Origin of the sequence: Bacteroides sp. Ga6A2 (assembly GCF_000702225.1) — a bacterium.
Lineage (GTDB): Bacteria > Bacteroidota > Bacteroidia > Bacteroidales > Bacteroidaceae > Ga6A1.
In genome coordinates this window covers 113,563-133,851 of the sequence record NZ_KL370873.1, presented here as the reverse complement: position 1 = coordinate 133,851, position 20,289 = coordinate 113,563, and the positions used below count along the sequence as shown (strand labels likewise).

The window sequence follows — 20,289 nt, the reverse complement described above, 5'->3', positions numbered from 1 at the left end:
CATGTCCTTAACATTTGATGTGTCGAAATTTCTCAAATCAAGGTTTGTTAGACTTTTGCAGGATGAGAACATATATCTCATATCTGTTACTTTGGATGTGTCGAAGTTTCTCACATCAAGTGTTGTTAGATTATTGCACGCATCGAACATGTTGTTCATGTTCGTTACATTCGAGGTGTCGAAATTGCTTACATCAATGGATTTCAGATCTGTACAACCATCGAACATGTTACTCATATTCGTTACGTTAGAAGTGTTAAGATTGCTGATGCCTTCTATTTTTGTCAGACAACTAAAGCCGGCAAACCAATATGCGCACGATAAAGGACGAGCATCTTTAAACGATTTGTCAAAAACTACTATCGTGAAATTTGGATTCTTTGGCTCAGAGTGTTCATCAAGTTTCACCCATTTAGGTATGCTGTCCTCTGCATTTATCTCATACGCCGTGCCTTGACGAGATGCTTTCAGGTTGTCGTAATAAAAAGTGAGCGTTGTGCTGTCTGGCGATATTACCGCATAGGCTTCTTGTTTCAAGGTACACGCAGGGTTTGTGCCCAAAAGTATAATACTTAGTAGAATGGTAAAAAAATGTTTCATAATCTAAAAAATGGTTTAATTACGCCTGCAAAATTAAGTGGTTTTTCACTTTTCTGCCAAAAAAGAGCCAATATTTATAATATTTTAACTTTTCAAGGATAAGAAGGTATAGTTCTTTCAACAATCAGTCTGTGGTTAAAGTAAGTTGATTTAATTCCGCCACCGCATTGAGTATCAGAAAATAGAAAGACAAAAGCAGACTTCTGCAAAGAGAAATCTGCTTTTTCGTGCATTGTTATACCGCAACATCTTCGGCTTCGGCGCGGAGTATTCGTGCGGCTTCTACAAGGTTAATAAGGCTTTCCGAAGTCTCCTTTTCGCCGCGCGTCTTCAGTCCGCAGTCGGGATTTACCCACACATTCTCCTGCGGAATCTTGGCGGTTATCTTGTGCAGAACATCGATAATCTCGTCGACCGACGGCACGCGAGGCGAGTGTATGTCGTACACGCCCGGGCCAACCTCGGTCTCGAACTTGGCGGCATTGAGCGCGTCGAGCAACTTCAGGTCTGAGCGGCTTGCCTCGAAGGTTATCACGTCGGCATCCATGGCGTCGATGTCCTTTACGATGTCGCCAAACTCGCTGTAGCACATGTGCGTGTGAATCTGAGTCTCGGGCTTTACCTTGGCATGAACCAGACGGAATGCCGGGATTGCCCAGTCGAGATAGTCGGAGTGCCATGCGCTTTTGCGCAGCGGAAGTTTCTCGCGCAGGGCTGCCTCGTCAATCTGGATAATCCTGATGCCGTTCTTCTCGAGGTCGAGAACCTCGTCGCGAATGGCAAGACCTATTTGCAGAGCCTGCTCCTTTAGCGATATGTCCTCGCGCGTGAACGACCAGTTAAGAATTGTTACCGGGCCTGTGAGCATTCCCTTAACAGGCTTGCTGGTACAGCTCTGTGCAAATACCGACCATGCAACGGTTATCGGCGTGCTTCGGCTCACGTCGCCCCAGATTACAGGTGGCTTAACGCATCGTGTGCCGTAGCTCTGCACCCAAGCGTTCTGCGTAAACACGTAGCCGTCCATCTTCGAACCGAAATACTCAACCATGTCGGTACGCTCAAACTCGCCGTGAACAAGAATGTCGAGGCCTATGTTCTCTTGCAGCCAGATGCACTCGGCAATCTTTCGGCGGTTAAAGTCAACATATTGCTTTTCGGATATCTCGCCCTTTCTGAAAGCCATGCGGTTGGCACGCACATCGGCAGTCTGCGGAAACGAGCCGATGGTTGTTGTTGGGAACGGCGGCAGGTTGAACTCGTTCTTCTGAATGTCGCGGCGGTCGAGTCGGGCAGGCTTGCGCTCAAAATCGGCATCGCTAAGAGCCGAAAGTTCGTTCCATACCGCCTTGTTCTCGGTTGTGCGGGCTGATGCGAACAGAGCCTTGTTTGCTTCCTGAGCCTCGGCGTTGCCGGTTGCTATGTCGGCAAGTTCGGCAAGTTTCTCCTCGGCAAAGGCAAAGTGTCGGAGCACCTCGGCAGGCAGCTTCTCCTCGCTTGCCACGGTGTACGGAACGTGCAGGAGCGAGCACGATGTGCCCACAACCACGTTTTCGGCCTTTACCGATTTTTCAATCTGCTCTATCAGCAGATTTTTCTGAGTGTAGTTTGCTTTCCAGATGTTTTTTCCGTTTACGATGCCAGCAAAGAGCAAGGTATTCTCTGGAAATCCTGATTGTAATAGGTTGAGCGACTGCTGTCCCTCGACAAAGTCGAGTCCGATGCCGTCGAAGCCAATCTGAGTAACATCGGCATAGACATCGCGAATGTCTCCGAAGTATGTCTGAAGGGCGATTTTCAGTCCTGTTGCGCGAATCTGCTCAACGAGCGACTTGTAAATCTGTCCGAAGAGTTCGCGCTCCTTGTCTGTTACATCGAGAACCAAGGCAGGCTCGGCAAACGAAATCCATTCAGCCCCAGCCTTGGCAAGACGGCGCGCAATTTCGGCATAGGCCGCAGTTGCCGATGCAGCAAAATCTTCGGCTTTCTTGCTGCCGTTGTAGCGCGCCAGACGCAGAAATGTGTACGCTCCGATTAAGGTAGGAACGGTATTTATTCCGGCTGACTTAGCCTCGATAAACTCGCTCACAGGCTTTGCGTCGGTAGCCACGCCCAGTTCGGTTGTGTCGTCAATCTCAGGCTCTATATAGTGATAGTTTGTGTTGAACCATTTCTTCATAGGCAACGCCTTCACGTCGCCCAACTTGCCCTGATAGCCGTGGGCTGCGGCAAAATATGTGTCGAGCTGCGGCAATCCGAGCTGACGGTAGCGTTGTGGCACGGCACCAAGCAGAAACGCCGTGTCGAGCATGTTGTCGTAGAACGAGAAATCGTTCGACGGAATAAAGTCGATGCCAGCCTCCTGCTGCTTCTGCCAGCCGTAGAGACGGATTTCGGCAGCCACCTTGCGAAGTTCGTTTTCAGACACTTCGCCCTTGAAAAACTTCTCGCTCGCAAACTTCAGTTCGCGCTTTTTTCCGATTCGTGGGAATCCTATAACCGATGTCTTTTTTGTTGTCATTTTATTAGTATTGTGTTTGTTAAACTATTTTTTCTTGATTTCGGGTGCAAAGATATGCGCGCAGACTTATCGTACAAAATCTTTTTCGTAAGTTCGGGAAAATATGCTTCGTTTGTATTGAAATTTCGCTCTGATTCAGAATATTATTCTGTTAAAAATGCTTTGCTTCGGGAAAAATAGATGAGGAAGGGGAGGGGGAGTCCAACCCGAACGAATCCCGAAGGCATCCCGAACGGTTGCCGGATTTTGGAATGATTGAGGCTGGGATTTTTCATTTTCTGTTAGAAAATCTGAAAAAATGTAGTATTTTTGCAGTCGGTTTTAGGGATTAGGTATCGAAAACATCTGCAATAATAGAAAAATCATAATCTCCATAGCCTGCTTATTTCTAATTTTGTTTAACTGCAAAAAACTTTTAGTAAATGATAAGAAATTTACCTACGCTTTTGCTGGCATTTCTTTTTGCAACCAACGTTTGTGCTCAGACTGAGGATAACAATGTAATGGTAAGCGATGCTTCCGACTGCTATTATTTCAGCGAGAAAAACGGCGTTGTCACCGTGCGCAACGAACGTGCCGAGACCTATACGGCTACCCGTATGTGGGCTGACGTTCAGCCATTCATCTCGTACGGTAGGGGCTGCCAGCTAACATCGTCGCGTGTTCGCGGCTATTCGCCAATGTACAAAAATGTTACGCGCAGCAGCGTTTTTGCCGGAGACACCAAGGTGTGTTACTTCAACGCGCGTCTTGGCAGCAAGGGCGAGACGCTCAGGGCATCGTTCGAGAGGCTTTATTCCGATGTCAGGTTCTTTACCGACATTCCGTTTCACAACGATTATTTCATAAAAGACAAGGTTATAAAAGTCGTCGTTCCAAAGTCGCTTAGCCGCTTTGCCGTCAAGGGTATAAACCTGCCGCCATCGGTAGTGTTTGAGCATAAACAGTCGGGCGGAAACGATATCTATACCTTTACCATTACCAACATGCCAACACCTCCGACTGACGACAATCAGCCCGACAATACATCGGGTATCATCGTAACCGGAAGTTTTGCCGACTATGCCGATTTGTACGCGTGGGAGCATAAGTTTGCCGAGGAGGTTGACTGCTCCGTTAGTAATATAGACCAGATAGTTTCGGAAGCCACGGCTGGTGCGAAAAACGATGTTGAGCGCGTGGCACGGACGTTAGAATGGGTGCAGAATAATATCCGTTATGTTGCCGTAGAGAAAGGCGACAATGCCTGGAAACCAGATGCTCCGCAAGAGGTTATACGCAAAACGTATGGCGACTGTAAAGGCATGGCTCTGCTTCTGCGCACGCTGTTGAAACATCAGAAGATTGATGCACGCTTGGCAGACGTGAGTTCTGCCAAGGCTTTCGTAAAGCCGAGCCAAGTGCCTACGCTCTGCTCGATAGACCACATGGTTTGCGTTGCCTTCGTGGGGGGAAAGGAATATTGGCTCGATGCTACCAACAAGTACGCTCCGCTGGGTTTCGCTTCCGACTGGACATCGGGCTGTGAGGCTATTTACGAAGAGCCGGGCAACAAGTGCAGAATGGTGCGTATGCCGCTTCACACCTCGTCTATGTCTAAAGATTCGGTAGTGGCTGATTATTCCTTAGCGTCCGAAGGTGCGATAGTAGGCGAGATAAAGCATCATTTTACTGGCGATATGAAGATGTCTGCGCTCGCCGCATATTTCGAGACCGAGAGTCAGGACCGAAAAGAACTTTCGGGAAGAATGCTCGGCGTTGCAGTCAGTCCTAATATTGATGTGAGCGACATCAGCTGGAGCGGAGCCGACAGCCGCTCGGCTGTTTCAACCCTGTCTGCCAAAATCCGCAACAAAGATGCGGTCGAGATGGTAGGCAGCGAGGTTTACGTTGAACTCAATCCGATGAAAGACTGGATTCTGCCTGTGGTAAATACCGAAAAACGAAAAACAGACTATGAACTGCCTATGATTGCCGAGTGCAGCGCAGATATAACACTCTCAGTACCAAAGAGTATGACGGTCGAATCGGTACCCGAAAACCTTACCGTCGAGACCGACAATGCCGTGCTCAGTCTGCTGTGTGAGGCAAAAGGGCAGAAGATAATCTTCAGAAAGAAAATCGTAATAAAGAATAAGATTGTTCCGCTTGCCAAGCAGTCAGACTGGAACGCTACCGTTAAGCGTTGGAACGAGGCTTGCAGCGAACAGATTGTGTTGAAAAAAATGTAATCAGTAATAAATATCCAATGAGTAAGAGATTTACCAAAATGATGGCAGCCGTTTGTGCCGCCGTGTTAGCCTTGTTCTCGTCTGCCGTAAAAGCCGAGAATGATGCCGATTATCGTAAGTATGCCGATGGCGTCCGAAAGGAGGTCTATGCCATGCCGATGCCTGAGTTCAGTAACCCTAAAATTCCCGACGAGCTGAAGAATAAATCGTCGGTTGTGATGGCACGTTATACCGATGTGTCCGTAGGAAAACAGCTAAAGCTTGCCTTCAATTTCGGAATAAGCCTGAGCAACGATGTATTGCTCACACGTATGACGCGCGAGCTGGTTTATATCGGCGATGAAAGCACTCTGAAGGAGTATTCGGAGTACGAATTTCAGACCCACAGCAAAAACTGGACAGGGTATGGAGTAGACCGCCAGAAGCGAGTGCTGGGTATCAGGGTGATAAAGAAAGACGGAACGGTTTCGGAAGTGCCGACCGACGATTACATTATCGAATCGGAAGGCTACAAGGATAAGAACAAAACGCACAAACTCGCCGTCCCGGGCTTGCAGATAGGCGACTTTGTAGATGTCATGTTTCATACCGTGACGCGCTATCAGAATCATAGTTTCGAGCCAATGTATTTTACGTTCTTCGACACAAAACCTGTTCTTTCAGACAAGTATCATTGTGTTATCAACAAAGATTTGGCAACATTCTACCGCTGTTTTAATGGGGCTAAGCGATTTGTCGAGTCGACAAATGCCGATGGCGACATCGTTCTCGACGCTACAGTACTCAACGAGCCGCAGTTTCCTGAGTTCTGGGTTAAATATAGCGCGCAAGTGCCTTATATCCAGTTGCAGATATATCACCTTAAGTCAGACAAACCAAAGTCTGCCCAAAGCGGTCTACGCTATGTCGAAGACTACGAAACGCAGTTGAAAGATGCGTGGGCTGGAATGTCTTTCGGTAAAATTCCTTTTTATCCTTTGAGCAAGGATGCAAAGCTGGTGATTAGAAACTGCGAAAAACTGAGCGACAAAGAAAAGGTTGAGCGTATATACAACGTTATGCTTCTTATGAGCATAAACGGACACAGCTACTGGGGCATAGAATCGTTCCTGAATGAGTTCGGAAAGGCTCTGAAGAAAGCCGGTATATCTTTCAAGCCTTTCTTCACAACCGATGAGAACGACGAGCCTATAGACGAACTCGGTACGTACTACAACGCATATCCCGGCATATATATTCCGTCGGTAGATGAATATTATTTAAAACCTGTTGCCATAATGCCTGCCGGCGAAATACCGGCGTCATTCAGCGGGCGAAAGGCTTTCGTAACCGACGAGAAGGGCACGACGTGGTCGCCAGTCACTCTTCCGTCTTACACGGCAGAACAGAACAAGGAAAAGTATGATGTTGCCGTAAAGTTCGACGGGACAAAGCTGAATGTGAGCCGTCGCCTCGAACTGTCGGGCTTGAGAAAGACAAGTGCTCAGATGCGTCTTCTTACCTTCGGCGATTTCGACTCGTCTCTGCGTAGAAATGCCGGAACAAAAGAGAAGAGTTACGAAGAGTACATCTGGGCTGAATTCGATTCAAATACTCGTGCAGGCAAGATTGAGGAGATTAGAAAGGCACGCGAGAAACAGCTCGAAAATGTAAAGTCTGAGATCGAGAACTTCCACGGAAAGGATGTGCAGGTTGATTTCAAATCGTTCAAGGTAGAGAGTTATGGCACTCGCAGAGATTCGTCATCTTTCGTATTCAATGTAGATTACGAAATCAGCAATCTTGTAAAGAAGGCAGGAAAGAACCTCATGCTCTCGGTTGGCGAGTTGCTTGGCAGACAGACTACTCTCGACGAGAACGAAAGGAAACGCAATGTGGATATCTACTACAAGCCTCGCACCTTCGAACATACAGTCCGCATAGATTTGCCTTCGGGCTATACAGTCTCTGCCGAGGCTCTTGGTAAACTTAATGTTAATGTTGCTAACGAGTGCGCCGAGTTTGTAGCAAAGGCATCGCTAAATGGCAGTCAGCTTGTTGTCGAGATGCGCAAAGTCTACAAAAACGACCATGAACCAGTCTCTAACTGGAATAAGATTGTCGAGGTTGTGGATGTTGCCAAAAACTATCAGAATATGCAAGTGGTTTTAAGCAAATAGGGTAGTAAGGGACTTCGTGTACAGATGGATTCTACAGACAACTGTGTGTTGAGTTTGTACAAAAAATATAGCCTGTCGTTTCTTCTGAAAAGACAGGCTATACTTATATCAGAAACCGAGCATCTGTAAGATATACGGAGCAAGGATTGCCGTCAGAATGCCGTTGAGGATAAGTCCAAGGCTGGCATAAACGCCGTGCATCTCGCCCTTCTGCATGGCGGCAGATGTCCCGACGGCATGGGCTGCCGTTCCTATCGAGATGCCTTGCGAGTCGGCATGCTTTATGTGCCCTACATACAGCACCTTAAATCCGACCACCGCGCCCAGAATGCCCACGCACACAACAATGGCTGCCGTAAGCGACGGTATTCCGCCAAGCGTGCGAGTAACCTCCATGGCTATCGGGGTTGTTACCGACTTGCTTGCAAGCGACAAGACTACCTCTTTGCTCGCGCCAAGCCATTTGGCTATCAGCACAACCGATACGATGCCCACCGTGCAGCCCACAAACTGCGACACGAGTATTGGCACAATCTGCTGTCTTATCGAGCGTAACTGGCGGTAGAGCGGCACTCCCAAGGCAACCACGGCAGGCTTCAGCCAGAAGTCAATCATCGAGCCTGCGCTCTGGTAAGTCTCGTACTTTATTCCCGTAACCTTCAGGAATATTATCAGAAAGGCTATGCTTAGCAGAATAGGGTTAAGCAAAGCCCAGCCAGTTAGTTTTTGCAGCCTTCGCGCCAAGAAGAACACGCCGAAGGTTAGCGTGAGCAGAAAATATTGGTTTTGTAAATATTCCATCGGTCTATTTCTTTATTTTATCCTGAAAAATACGCGTAATGTGGTGCGACCATCCCGTAACCACAATAACCAGAATAGTGCTTGCCACTACCGACACGACGATAGGCACAAACTCAGCCTTTATAATGTCGAAATACAGCATCAGCGCCACACCCGGTGGAACAAAGAAAAAGCCCATGTTCTTGGTCAGAAAGGTGCTTAGCGTCTCAACCCACTCAAGCCTGATGGCCTTGGTCTGAAGAAGGGCTGTGAGAAGAAGCATTCCGAGAATGCTCGAAGGAATAGGAATGTTGGTGAGCCAAACGATAAGTTCGCCAACGGCAAGACATCCGATGATGATTGCAAACTGTCTGAACATATCTTGTTTTGTTTAAAAATTCTGTCTGGGCAGAAAAATCCTCAAGAAAACTTTTCGGGGAGATTATACAAAAAAGAACTTCTACGTATTGTAGAAGTTCCTCGGAGTGGGCGTTGACGGATTCGAACCGCCGACCCTCTGCTTGTAAGGCAGATGCTCTAAACCAGCTGAGCTAAACGCCCTTTCTTTCGAAAAGCGATGCAAAGATACAGCTTTTTTTTGAACTACCAAACTTTTTGGAAGAAAAATTAAAAAATAATTAAGAATTCACAATTCACAGTTGACAATTCACAGTTGACAATTGACAATGGATAATTCTGGGCTGGCGTATAGTTGCATGATAAAGGAAAACGACTTGCAGCCGCATGAGATAAGCGTTTGCAAGTCGTTTTTTTATAATTATCCGTTTCGGAAATTCCGCAAAAGGTAAAGAACGTTATTCTGCAATACCGTTAAGATTGTATTTCTTGCCGTTTCTTACAATAACAACCTTGCCGTCGATAATGTATTTTCCGTCTTTCATGCCGTTGTCTGCCTCTATGTCTGCAACACCAGTAGTTCCTGACAGTGTGTCTACGGCATCTTCCAGAATAGTGAAGTTCTTCCAGTAATCTGCAGCCTCGTATGTTGCCTTGCAGCCCGGGAGCACATGGAGTGTGCCGTATTTTGTAAACGTTTTATCACCAATCTTCTGCGGAGTTTTTGCAAGGTTGGTAACAGAAGTCAGAGCATCGCAATTCTTAAAAACAGAATTTCCAATGCTTGTCACAGATTTAGGGATAGTGACAGAGGTTAGTTTTTTACATTCAAAAAAAGCGTAACCTTCAATATTTGTCACAGAATTCGGAATAGTGACAGAAGTTAGTTCTATACACTTCCAAAAAGCATAGGATCCAATACTGGTAACAGAATTCGGAATAGTGACAGACTTAAGACTGCTACAGTATTCGAAAGTTTTCTCTCCTATAGTTTTCACAGAATTCGGTATAGAGACAGAAGTAAGACCATAACAAAAACCAAAAACGCCTTCTCCCAAACTAGTAACAGAATTCGGAATAGTGACAGTTCTCAATGCACTGCCATTGAAAGCACCATTTCCAATACTAGTAACAGAATTCGGGATAGTGATATAGTTAATGCTTAAACATTGAGAGAAGGCATAATCTCCAATACTAGTAACAGAATTCGGAATAGTAGGTGATGGGAGGGATTTACAGTAATAGAAGGCACAACGTCCTATACTCTTCACAGAGTTACCGATAATGACAGTGGTGAGATTTTTACATTCATAAAAAGCACCGCTTCCAATATTAGTCACCCCATTGTTAATTACTACTTTCTTGATTTTATCTTTTTGAGGTAGCCATGGAGCTTTACTTTTTTTAGAAGAATAGTAGTCAGGCATATTAGTGCCCGAAATTGTCAGAGTACCGTCATTGGACAGTTTCCAAGTAACGTCAGCATGAATCATGTTGAATGAAACAATGCTCAAAATGATAGTTAAAAGAAATTTCTTCATTTCTTAAATTTTAGAATTATTAAAGATGTTAATTTAATCAATATGGTATTTTTCCTTATATTTAGAATTTTATATGCATTATGTGCACACATTAACCATAATCATGCGTAATAGTCTGCAATAATACTATTTTTATCTATATGAGCGTATGTTCTTTGCCTGTTTTTTGAAAGAAAATTACATTCTTCTACTTAGAGACAATTCACAATTGACAATGGACAATTTATGATTCATGATTCTTAGATTTACGTATAGTTGCATACGTGAGTTCGGAATAAGAAACTTCATCCTTCTATATTTGGAAATGATTATTCGAAATGACGCTGAAAGCGTCACCTCTCAGTAACCGCAGCATCCGTAGGATCTGCGGACAGTAATGAAACGGATAATTTCGACCCTGAAAGCGGTCGCCCATTGCGTCAGATGGGGCACTCCTTCAGAGTGCTTGTCGTAGGTTGGTGGCTTTTTCCGCAGGTCGTTCCGACCTACGGCTACTAAGCGGAGACGCTTTCAGCGTCTGCAACATACAGATAATCAATTCTGTGATGTCTTACAAAAACAACAGAACTATGCGTTGTACAAGTAAGAAATGTATAATTTATCCCGAATTCGTATAGTTGCGTGATAAAAGAAAAACGACTTGCAGCCGCATTAAATAAGCGTTTGCAAGTCGTTTTATGTTATTTTTCCCGTTACGGAAATACTGCAAAAAGGAAAAGACTGTTATTCTGCAATACCGTTAAGATTGTATTTCTTACCGTTTCTTACAATCACAACCTTACCGTCTATGAGGTATTTTCCGTCTTTCATGCCGTTGTCTGCCTCTACGTCTGCAACACCAGTAGTTCCAGAACCATTGGCATCCTCTATAATTGTAAAGTTCTTCCAATAATCAGCAGCTTTGTATGCAGCCTTGCAGCCCGGGAGCACATGGAGTGTGCCGTATTTTGTAAACGTTTTATCACCAATCTTCTGTGGAGTTTTTGCAAGGTTGGTAACAGAAATCAGAGCTTTGCATTCCTCAAAAACAGAATTTCCAATGCTTGTCACAGAATTAGGGATGGTGACAGAGGTGAGTTTTGTACAGTTGTAGAAAGTGGAATCCTTAACAGCTGTCACAGAATTAGGGATAGTTACAGAGGTAAGTTTCGAACAATTCGAGAAAGCTGCCTTATCAATATTTGTAACAGAGTTTGGAATAGCGACAGAGGTAAGGCCTGAAGAATAGAAAGCAGACTTACCAATACTTGTAACAGAATTAGGAATAGTAACTGATGTGAGGTCTGTACAACCACAGAAGGCAAACGCTCCTATACTCTTTACGGAATTAGGAATAGAAATTGAAGTGAGATTGTAACATTTATAAAATGCACCGCTTCCAATATTAGTTACCCCATTGTTAATTACAACTTTCTTGATATTACTTCTTTGAGAGAACCATGGAGCATCAGTGCCCTTAGGACGATAGTAGTCAGGCATGTCTGTGCCAGAAATTGTCAAAGTACCGTCCTCAGACAGTTTCCAAGTAATTTTATTACTATTCATGTCTTTGGCATCCTCTACAATTGTGAAGTTATTCCAATAATCAGCATCCTCGTATTTTGCCTTGCAGCCTGAAACTACATGGAGTGTGCCGTATTTTGTAAACGTTTTATCACCAATCTTCTGTGGAGTTTTTGCAAGGTTGGTAACAGAAGTCAGAGCATCGCATTCCTCAAAAACTGAATTCCCAATGCTTGTCACAGAATTAGGGATGGTTACAGAAGTGAGTTTTCTACAGTTATAGAAAGCGAATTTCTCAATAGTAGTCACAGAATTAGGTATAGTTACAGAGGTGAGGCTTGTGTCAGAGAAAGTAGAAGCTTTAATAGTTGTCACAGAATTTGGAATAGTTACAGAGGTGAGTTTCTCACAGCCCATGAAAGCAGACATACCAATAGTTGTCACAGAGTTTGGTATAGCGACAGAGGTAAGGCTTGAACAAATATAGAAAGCATGATCACCAATACTTGTCACAGAATTTGGAATAGTTACAGAGGTGAGTTTTGTGCAATCACAGAAAGTCGCCTCTTCTATACTCTTCACAGAATTAGGAATAGTGACAGAGGTGAGACCACAGTTATAGAAAGCATGATTACCAATACTCTTCACAGAATTAGGAATAGAAATTGAAGTGAGATTGCTACATCCAAAAAATGCAGCGCTTCCAATATTTGTCACTCCATTGTTAATTACTACTTTCTTGATTTTATCTTTTTGAGGTAGCCATGGAGCTTTACTTTTATAAGAAGAATAGTAGTCAGGCATATTAGTGCCCGAAATTGTCAGAGTACCGTCATCAGACAGTTCCCAAGTAACGTCAGCATGAATCATGTTGAATGAAACAATGCTCAAAATGATAGTTAAAAGAAATTTCTTCATTTCTTAAATTTTAGAATTATTAAAGATGTTAATTTAATCAATATGGTATTTTTCCTTATATTTAGAATTTTATATGCATTATGTGCACACATTAACCATAATTATGCGTAATAGTCTGCAAAAATACTATTTTTATCTATATGAGCGTATGCTCTTTGCTTGTTTTTTGAAAGAAAATTACATTTCTTCCCGTCGCGACTGGGCGACGGGAAGGACACATCATATAAACAACGTGGGGTGATGATATTTTGCTTGTTCATTATTCTATTCAATGTTTAGTGCTTTTTTGATAAGCGGTTCCAGCTCCTCTGCTTTAGTGGAGGTAGAGAGAATGGTGCCGTTACGGTCTATGAGGAACATGGCACCTCCGGCATTGTTAGCACCGTTCTTGCGCCATACACCGTTCTCGTCGTTCAGTTCCAGCAGGCTCGTCCATGGATAGCCGTCTATCTTGGCCGCGTTTTCCATTGCCTTGCGGCTGCGTTCACGGGCGATGGCAATGACGGTGAAGCCTTTGTCTTTGTATTTCTCATATATTGGAATCATGGCAATGCTGTGGCGGCGGCATGGACCGCACCACGATGCCCATAGGTCAATGAGTGCAACCTTGCCTTTTGTGAGGGTGGAAATTGGAACGAGTTGGCCGTCTGCATTACGCACTGTGTAGTCAATGTAGGGTTTGTCAGGCTGCAGGTGGTATGCTGCCTCAGCTATGGCTATTTGCTCATGGATGGGATGGTTAGGGTAGTAATTTGCCAGTTTGTTATGATAAAGCGTCAGATATGGCTCATAATCAGACTTGTTGAAGTTTGCAATGATATCAGCATATTTTAAGCCTTGGATAGCATCAAGCACATCGTAAAGCGTCCTAAGCATCGGGTGTTCTTTGGCGTAGGCTATGCGAAAATGCCTCAGTTCTGCATATATGCTGTCACGCTGCTGTTTCAATTGCAAACCTTGTGCAGTAAACTGTTCACTCTCATTCCGTATATAATGGTCTATCACTTGACGTAGAGAGTCAACGTATGCCTTTGGCAGACTATCCACATTCATAGACCTCGCCTTGACAACTGTGGAAAGATATTCTGCTTTGTAGAACTCTGTCTTGCGATCAGGATTTTTCAACTTGTTGTTTATTTCTTCCATGGGGTTCCAAAAGCGTACTTCCTCTATGCTGTCTTTTATTGCATGCTTACGTCCTTCCTCGCCGTTGCTGACGATACGTACCCGCTTGTCTTTATACATCGTAACATTCACGTTACAGTTCTCAGCGAGAAATTTGCCAACGAATCCACTGGCTTTTAGTGATTTTGCGAAACATACTTGATAAAGCTTTGGTAAATCGGTCTCAATATCGTAGGTGAAGTGCCCGTCATTGGCTTTTACGTGAAAGCGCGGGTCGTTTACAGCGCGCAGGTCAGTGCCGGGCTCACAGATGATGATTTCGTCGCCCCATGCGTCGGTTTCCAATGTTCCTTCAACATGGCATTTGATTTGCCCATGCCCCGTTATTGCGATGAGGGCGAGCAGTGCGGTGATGATAGTTTTCTTGTTCATATTTATATCGTTTTATTTTAGTCTTTCTTTCATATCTTCCAGTTGGCTGAAAGCACATACTCCAATACTCTTCATGGTGTTAGAAATAGATTTTGAAGTGATTTAGTTGTTATTTAAATTAATATGGTATTTTCCTTATATTTAGAATTTTATATGCATTATGTGCACACATAAACCATAATCATACGTTATGGTTTGCAAAAATACTATTTTTATCTATATAAGCGTGTGGTTTTTGCTAGTTTTTTGAAAAGAAATTGTGCTCTTCTTCTACTACTTGTAATTTTTAACATTGTTTTAGGTAATGTAAAATAAATGTTATTATCAAAGAAACCATTGTTGTGTAAAGGAATTTCCTCAAAAAAATAATTGTAATTTGTAAGCTGTCAATTAAGAAATCCAAATTCAGAAATAAATCTCAAAACGCCCCAGACAAAGTAGGCGGCAATAAATGCTCCGAAAAAATAACGGTTGCAGAAAACGGAGCGCAGACGGCGGTTTCGTCCCCACACAATGGCAACGGTTATAGGCAAGGCGATGGGCGCGACAATCGTAAAGAAAGCGTTGAAGCGTAGAGCCTCGTTCCATTCGCCATGCAGAATGGCGTGCAGAGCGCGCTGAGAACCGCACGCCGGACATTGTATGCCCGTAAGCTCGTGCAACGGACAGCGGATGGGAAAATGAGCCATAGACGGGTCTATGAAGTAATACAGCGCCAGCAACGCCGCGCCAATCATCAGGAAACAGAAAGACGATTTGTTCATAAATCAGCAGAAAAACACATCCCTGCAATGTCCTGTCTGAACATTTGCAGGGATGCGCCTAAAAATATTTAATCATGTTTTATCCGAGGAACGAGATAAGAACGCCGGCTGCAACCGCTGAGCCGATAACACCCGAGATGTTGCTCGACATACAGTAGTTCAGAACGTGGTTCTTTGGGTCGTACTTGGTAGAGATATCGTTGCACACACGGCTTGCCATCGGAACGGCGCTCAAGCCAGTTGCACCGATAAGCGGATTGATTTTCTTCTTTGAGAACAAGTTGAAAATCTTAACCATGCAGATACCTGATGCGATAGAAAGCGCAAATGCAAGGAAGCCGCCGATAACGATACCGATGGTGCGAGGGTTCAGGAAGGCATCGACAGTCATTGTTGCGCCAACGCACAAGCCAAGGAACACAGTTGCGGTGTTCATTACGCTGTTCGAAACGGTGTCGAACAAACGGCTTGTGTCTGAACCGATTTCCTTCAGAAGGTTACCGAACATCAGCATACCGATAAGGCTCACAGCCGATGGTACGAATATCGCAACGATTGTTGTAACGGCGATAGGGAAGATAATCTTCAGTGTGCGCATATTCTTGATTTCTACCTTGTTAGGGTAGAGCTTGTCCTGCTCCTTCATGTTAATCATAAGCTCCTTCTTTGTGCACAAAAGCTTTACAACCAATGGAATGATTACAGGCACGAGCGCCATGTAAGAGTATGCCGCGATGGCGATAGCTCCAAGCAAGTGAGGTGCCAGCTTGATGGTTGTGTAGATGGCTGTCGGACCGTCGGCACCGCCGATGATTCCGAGTGCGCCAGCTTCTTTAGGGGTGAAGCCCATGAGGATTGCGCAGAGAAGAACGGTGAAGATACCCATCTGTGCGGCTGCTCCGAAGATAGAAAGGCGAAGGTTGCGCAGCATAGGGCCGAAGTCGGTAAGCGCGCCCACACCCATGAAGATTACCGGAGGAAGGAAGCCTGTCTTGATGAGCATATAGTAGAGGAAGTTCATCAGTCCAAGCTCGTGAGCCACGTCGTGAAGCGGCATCTCCCAGATGTTGTACTGTTGTCCGTTATAGTTGATGAAACCGTTCTCGTCAGCCTGAAGAACGCCCATCTCGCCGCCCGGGAAGTTGGCAAGCAACACGCCGAAGGCGATAGGCACAAGCAGAAGAGGCTCGTAGTGCTTCTTGATTCCGAGGTACAGCAGCACGAATGCCAGCGCGTACATTATCAGGAAGCGCGGGTCAGCAGAAATGTTGCTGAACGCCGTCATTTCATAGATTTTTGTCAGTATCTCGTTCATACCTTATGCTCTCTTAATTTTCATTATAACGTCATCTTCTTCAACGCTGTCGCCAGAGTTGAGTGGAATGGCTGTGATAACACCGTCGAAGTCGGCACGGATAGCGTTGTATGTCTTCATTGCCTCGATGTAGCAGAGCACATCTCCGGCCTTAACAGCGTCGCCCACGTTCTTTGGAGTTTCCTGAGCGTTCTTCACGCGGTAGAATTTACCCTCGAGTGGAGCGATGATGTCCTCGCCGTCGCCTGCTGCGACAGGTGCGCCTGCGGCTGGGGCTGATGTAGCGGCAGGAGCAGCGTCGCCGTATGCAATATTAACCTTGTAGTTCTGTCCGTTCACGCTTACCGTGATAGTTTCAGGCATTGCTGCGCCTGCGGCAGGAGCGTTCTTTGCAGCCTTACGCTTAGCAAGGTCAGCCTCGAAGTCAGCCTTTGCCTTTCCGCTCTTGTAAGCCTCATACTGAGATGGGTGCATAGAGTACTCGAAGAGTTCTTCGTCGTCCTCGCCAAGTTCCCAACCGTTAGCCTCCATCTTCTTGCGGTATTCGTCAAGGTCGTCTGGATAGTTTTCCTGAGGGTCTGAAGTCATGAACTCGCGACCTTCTGCCTTTGCCATCTCAACGATTTCCGGAGCAACCTCGCCCGGCAGTTTGCCGCTCTTGCCAAGAATCATATCCCAGATGTTGTCGGCAATCATGCTCCAGCGCTCCTTGCCCTTCTCCATCTGAATCACGTTCATCAATGCAAGGTTCTTAACATACTGGCTGAATGGAGTTACAAGGCATGGATAGCCCACCTTAGGCCAAACGTATGCAACCTCGTCGAACAGTTTTACGAGAATCTCGTCGGTAGACAGCTCTGGCTGGTTGTGCTTAACCTTCCATTTGTTAAGCGATGCCAGATTTTCCTCAAGGTCGGTCATAAGCGAGCCCATCATTCCGCCCGGCAGACCCGGCTTAACGAGGAGCGAGTTGTTCAGACGGTTCAAGTCAGGGCAGTAGTAGCCAAGGAAGTCGTCCATCATCTCCTGAATCTGTGTGCGGACCTCCATGTAAGCCTCCATGTTAATCTCTTTAACCTTGAAGCCGGCATCCTTCAGCATTTCCTGAACGGCGATGATATCGGCGTGGCCAGTACCCCAGGCAAGTGGAGCAACGGCAGTATCAACATAGTCGCAACCGTTCTTGCATACTTCGAGGATAGAAGCCATGTTGAAGCCCGGACCTGCGTGTGAGTGATACTGTATGATGATGTCTTTCTTGTATGCCTTGATTCCGGCAGTAATCTTGCCGAGCGATTCAGGACGGCCGATACCAGCCATATCCTTCAAGCAGATTTCGTCTGCGCCGGCATCGATGAATGTCTTAGCCAGATTAACGTAGTATTCTACGGTGTGGATAGGCGAGTGGGTGATGCAGAGAGATGCCTGGGCAATCATTCCGCCTTCCTTTGCATATTTAATTGATGGAATTACGTTGCGTGGGTCGTTAAGTCCGCAGAAGATACGGGTGATGTCTGTACCCTGTGCCTTCTTAACCTTGTAGAAGAGCTTTCTCAAGTCCTTAGGACATGGGCTCATTCGCAAGCCGTTGAGGGCGCGGTCGAGCATGTGTGTCTGAATTCCAGCCTCGTGGAAAGGCTTTGTCCAAGCGCGAACCGACTTGTTAGGGTTCTCGCCGTAAAGAAGGTTTACCTGCTCAAAGCCACCGCCGTTTGTCTCAACACGGTCGAAACATCCCATTCTGATGATGGCTGGCGCAACCTTTACCAACTGGTCAACTCGTGGCTGGTACTTTCCGGCACTCTGCCACATATCGCGGAAAACTAAACTGAATTTTACTTCTTTTTCCATATTATCAAACTCTGTTTTTTGTCGTTATGAAATTAAATTTTCTCAACTTTCGAAACACGACCCTTGCCGCCAGTAAGTTGAGCCACTGTAGCGTCGATTATTGCCTTTGTTTGTGCGTCTATTGCGCTCGGAGCGGCAGCAACAGGCGATTTCTTCTGTTCTTCCTCTGCCGGAAGCTTGTTCGTTGCCGCAATAAGCAACTTTCCAAGAAGTATAACAATGCACAGAATGAGGAACACCGTGGACATTCCCACGAGCATCAGTTGTACTCCTAACATGAATTCATCGTTCATAGTTTTATATTATTTAGTTATTATTTGTCTTTCAAAAAATCCGTACGAAAATATCAAAAAAAATATTAACAGAGTAATTTTGTCTTATGTTTTTTAGTAGAAAGACGGAAAAAAACAGACCAATGTTCTGAAAAGTTGTTGTAGAGCAGAAGTTTTAAAAAACGCTGCTTTCCGCAGAATACAAAAAGCCCGAGAACGCAAATCCTCGGGCTTCTTTTGAAGTTGTATTTTGATTTCTGATTATCGAACGATAACAGGACTGTACTTAGGAACAAGAGTCTTCATTACAATCCAGCCGATAAGATAAGCAACGGCGCAGACGCAGAAGATAATCATGTAGCCTGCTGGCTTGCCCTCGAATCCGAGGAACTGGAATGCTGAACCCTGCTCTGCTGCGTATGTGAACAGACTTCCTGAGCACTTGTTGATAAGGAATGAACCCAGACCGCCTGCCATTGCGCCGATACCTGTTACGGTAGCGATAGCAGTCTTAGGGAACATATCAGATACTGTTGAGAAGATGTTTGCACTCCAAGCCTGATGTCCTGCACCAACCAGACCGATGATGATTGCTGGCCACCATGCGCTGTAAGCACCGAGAGGCTGAGCAAACAAAGCAAGTACTGGGAAGAATGCGAAGATAAGCATTGCAAGCATACGACCCTGATAAGGATTCATGCCCTTCTGCTCAACGAACAACTTTGGAAGATATCCGCCGAACATTGAAAGAACTGTTACGATTGCATACAATGTGAAGATAAGCGCGATACCTGTTGGAGAGTCTGATGTATATCCGTACTGGTCAGAGAAATAAGCAGGAGCCCAGAACAGGAAGAACCACCAAACACCGTCGGTCATGAACTTACCGAAGGCAAACGACCAAGTCTGACGGAATGTGAAGCACTTTGCAAAGCCGATAGCAGGACCTTCGTCGTCGCTGTTTGCAGCATTGTTGCTGTCCTCATCCTGATTGATGTAAGTAAGTTCGGCCTCATTTACATGCTTGCTCTTTGTAGGCTTGTCGTAGATGAAAATCCAAAGACCTGCCCAAACAAAACCGAGCACACCGATGATTACGAAAGCCAACTCCCAGCCCATAGCCTTTGCCAGCAACGGAATAGTTGCAGGAGCAGCAAGGGCACCAACAGATGCACCAGCGTTGAAGATTGATGTTGCGAAAGCACGGTCCTTCTTAGGGAAATATTCAGCTGTAACCTTGATTGCAGCAGGGAAGTTACCAGCCTCGCCAAGTGCCAGAACGCATCGGCATGCAAGGAAGGCATACATACTTACGGTTGCAATAGTAAGGGCTGCTACCGAGCCAGCCTCTACGGCTCTGAGAGCCTCTACGCTGTTAAGGCCTTCCCACTGCATTGTGAACCAGCCACAACCTGCATGCATAACAGCACCGAGCGACCATACTACGATTGCCCAAAAATATCCTTTCTTTGTACCCATCCAATCTACAAACTTGCCTGCAAAAAGGTTCGCTACGGCATAGAAGATTGAGAATACGGCTGTGATGTTACCGTAAATTTCATCAGTCCAATGAAATTCCGGTGCAATAAAATCTTTCCAAGTTAGGGATAGAACCTGACGGTCCATATAGTTTACTGTAGTAGCAAAAAACAACATGGCACAGATAACCCAGCGGAAATTACTCATTTGGTTTGTCTTTAAAGAACTCATTCTGTTTTGTTATTTAGTTATCAAATTCTTGCAAATAGTGGAAAATCGCGAACAAAGATAAAGTAAACTACTGAAAAAAACAAGAACTTCGCCGAAATCTCCAAAAAAAAAGAAAAAACGCATGTTTCGTTAATCGTATTTATGTATCTTTGCACACAAAATATATTAATAATGTTAATATGATCAGAAAATACTTATCGATTACACTTG

14 protein-coding genes and 1 tRNA gene are annotated in these 20,289 nt (G+C 45.1%); 2 read left to right on the top strand and 13 right to left on the bottom strand.

Annotation, left to right across the window (positions count from 1 at the left end; genetic code table 11):
• Together T538_RS17395 and metE are read right to left on the bottom strand one after the other, a co-directional pair.
• Positions 1 to 600 (bottom strand): BspA family leucine-rich repeat surface protein (locus T538_RS17395; protein WP_155993294.1); only part of this gene is annotated, 600 nt, incomplete at its 3' end.
• Positions 601 to 835: 235 nt separating this feature from the next.
• Complete coding sequence (metE, locus tag T538_RS0115340; protein ID WP_031535065.1) at positions 836 to 3,121, bottom strand: 5-methyltetrahydropteroyltriglutamate--homocysteine S-methyltransferase; 2,286 nt, start codon at positions 3,119 to 3,121, stop codon at positions 836 to 838.
• Positions 3,122 to 3,543: 422 nt separating this feature from the next.
• Here metE and T538_RS0115335 point away from each other — a divergent pair, with 422 nt between their 5' ends.
• Together T538_RS0115335 and T538_RS0115330 are read left to right on the top strand one after the other, a co-directional pair.
• Positions 3,544 to 5,352 carry a transglutaminase domain-containing protein gene (locus T538_RS0115335; protein WP_031535067.1) on the top strand — a complete coding sequence of 603 codons (1,809 nt, stop codon included), beginning with the start codon at positions 3,544 to 3,546 and terminating at the stop codon, positions 5,350 to 5,352.
• A gap of 17 nt (positions 5,353 to 5,369) precedes the next feature.
• On the top strand, positions 5,370 to 7,511 hold the full coding sequence (locus T538_RS0115330) for a DUF3857 domain-containing protein (RefSeq protein WP_031535068.1): 2,142 nt from the start codon (positions 5,370 to 5,372) through the stop codon (positions 7,509 to 7,511).
• Positions 7,512 to 7,619: 108 nt separating this feature from the next.
• Here the strand turns inward: T538_RS0115330 and T538_RS0115325 are convergent, their stop codons facing one another.
• The 11 genes from T538_RS0115325 to T538_RS0115270 form a co-directional block, all read right to left on the bottom strand.
• Positions 7,620 to 8,312 carry an LrgB family protein gene (locus T538_RS0115325; RefSeq protein ID WP_031535070.1) on the bottom strand — a complete coding sequence of 231 codons (693 nt, stop codon included), beginning with the start codon at positions 8,310 to 8,312 and terminating at the stop codon, positions 7,620 to 7,622.
• A gap of 4 nt (positions 8,313 to 8,316) precedes the next feature.
• Positions 8,317 to 8,670: a CidA/LrgA family protein gene (locus T538_RS0115320; protein WP_031535072.1), complete on the bottom strand. Its 354-nt coding sequence runs from the start codon at positions 8,668 to 8,670 to the stop codon at positions 8,317 to 8,319.
• Positions 8,671 to 8,777: 107 nt separating this feature from the next.
• A tRNA-Val gene (locus tag T538_RS0115315) sits at positions 8,778 to 8,852 on the bottom strand.
• 254 nt (positions 8,853 to 9,106) lie between these two features.
• Complete coding sequence (locus T538_RS18245) at positions 9,107 to 10,189, bottom strand: leucine-rich repeat domain-containing protein (protein WP_081836772.1); 1,083 nt, start codon at positions 10,187 to 10,189, stop codon at positions 9,107 to 9,109.
• 723 nt (positions 10,190 to 10,912) lie between these two features.
• The gene (locus tag T538_RS0115305) at positions 10,913 to 12,610 is read right to left on the bottom strand and encodes a leucine-rich repeat domain-containing protein (protein WP_155993288.1); all 1,698 of its coding nucleotides are present in this window, start codon (positions 12,608 to 12,610) and stop codon (positions 10,913 to 10,915) included.
• A gap of 264 nt (positions 12,611 to 12,874) precedes the next feature.
• Positions 12,875 to 14,167 carry a peroxiredoxin family protein gene (locus T538_RS17910; protein ID WP_031535077.1) on the bottom strand — a complete coding sequence of 431 codons (1,293 nt, stop codon included), beginning with the start codon at positions 14,165 to 14,167 and terminating at the stop codon, positions 12,875 to 12,877.
• A 386-nt stretch (positions 14,168 to 14,553) separates the two neighbouring features.
• Positions 14,554 to 14,931: a DUF2752 domain-containing protein gene (locus T538_RS17385; RefSeq protein ID WP_034539336.1), complete on the bottom strand. Its 378-nt coding sequence runs from the start codon at positions 14,929 to 14,931 to the stop codon at positions 14,554 to 14,556.
• Between the two features lie 79 nt (positions 14,932 to 15,010).
• Positions 15,011 to 16,246 carry a sodium ion-translocating decarboxylase subunit beta gene (locus T538_RS0115285; protein WP_031535081.1) on the bottom strand — a complete coding sequence of 412 codons (1,236 nt, stop codon included), beginning with the start codon at positions 16,244 to 16,246 and terminating at the stop codon, positions 15,011 to 15,013.
• A 3-nt stretch (positions 16,247 to 16,249) separates the two neighbouring features.
• On the bottom strand, positions 16,250 to 18,097 hold the full coding sequence (locus T538_RS0115280) for a biotin/lipoyl-containing protein (RefSeq protein WP_031535083.1): 1,848 nt from the start codon (positions 18,095 to 18,097) through the stop codon (positions 16,250 to 16,252).
• A gap of 32 nt (positions 18,098 to 18,129) precedes the next feature.
• Positions 18,130 to 18,390 carry an OadG family protein gene (locus T538_RS0115275; RefSeq protein ID WP_231497132.1) on the bottom strand — a complete coding sequence of 87 codons (261 nt, stop codon included), beginning with the start codon at positions 18,388 to 18,390 and terminating at the stop codon, positions 18,130 to 18,132.
• 240 nt (positions 18,391 to 18,630) lie between these two features.
• The gene (locus T538_RS0115270; protein ID WP_031535087.1) at positions 18,631 to 20,079 is read right to left on the bottom strand and encodes an MFS transporter; all 1,449 of its coding nucleotides are present in this window, start codon (positions 20,077 to 20,079) and stop codon (positions 18,631 to 18,633) included.
• Positions 20,080 to 20,289 lie beyond the last annotated feature (210 nt).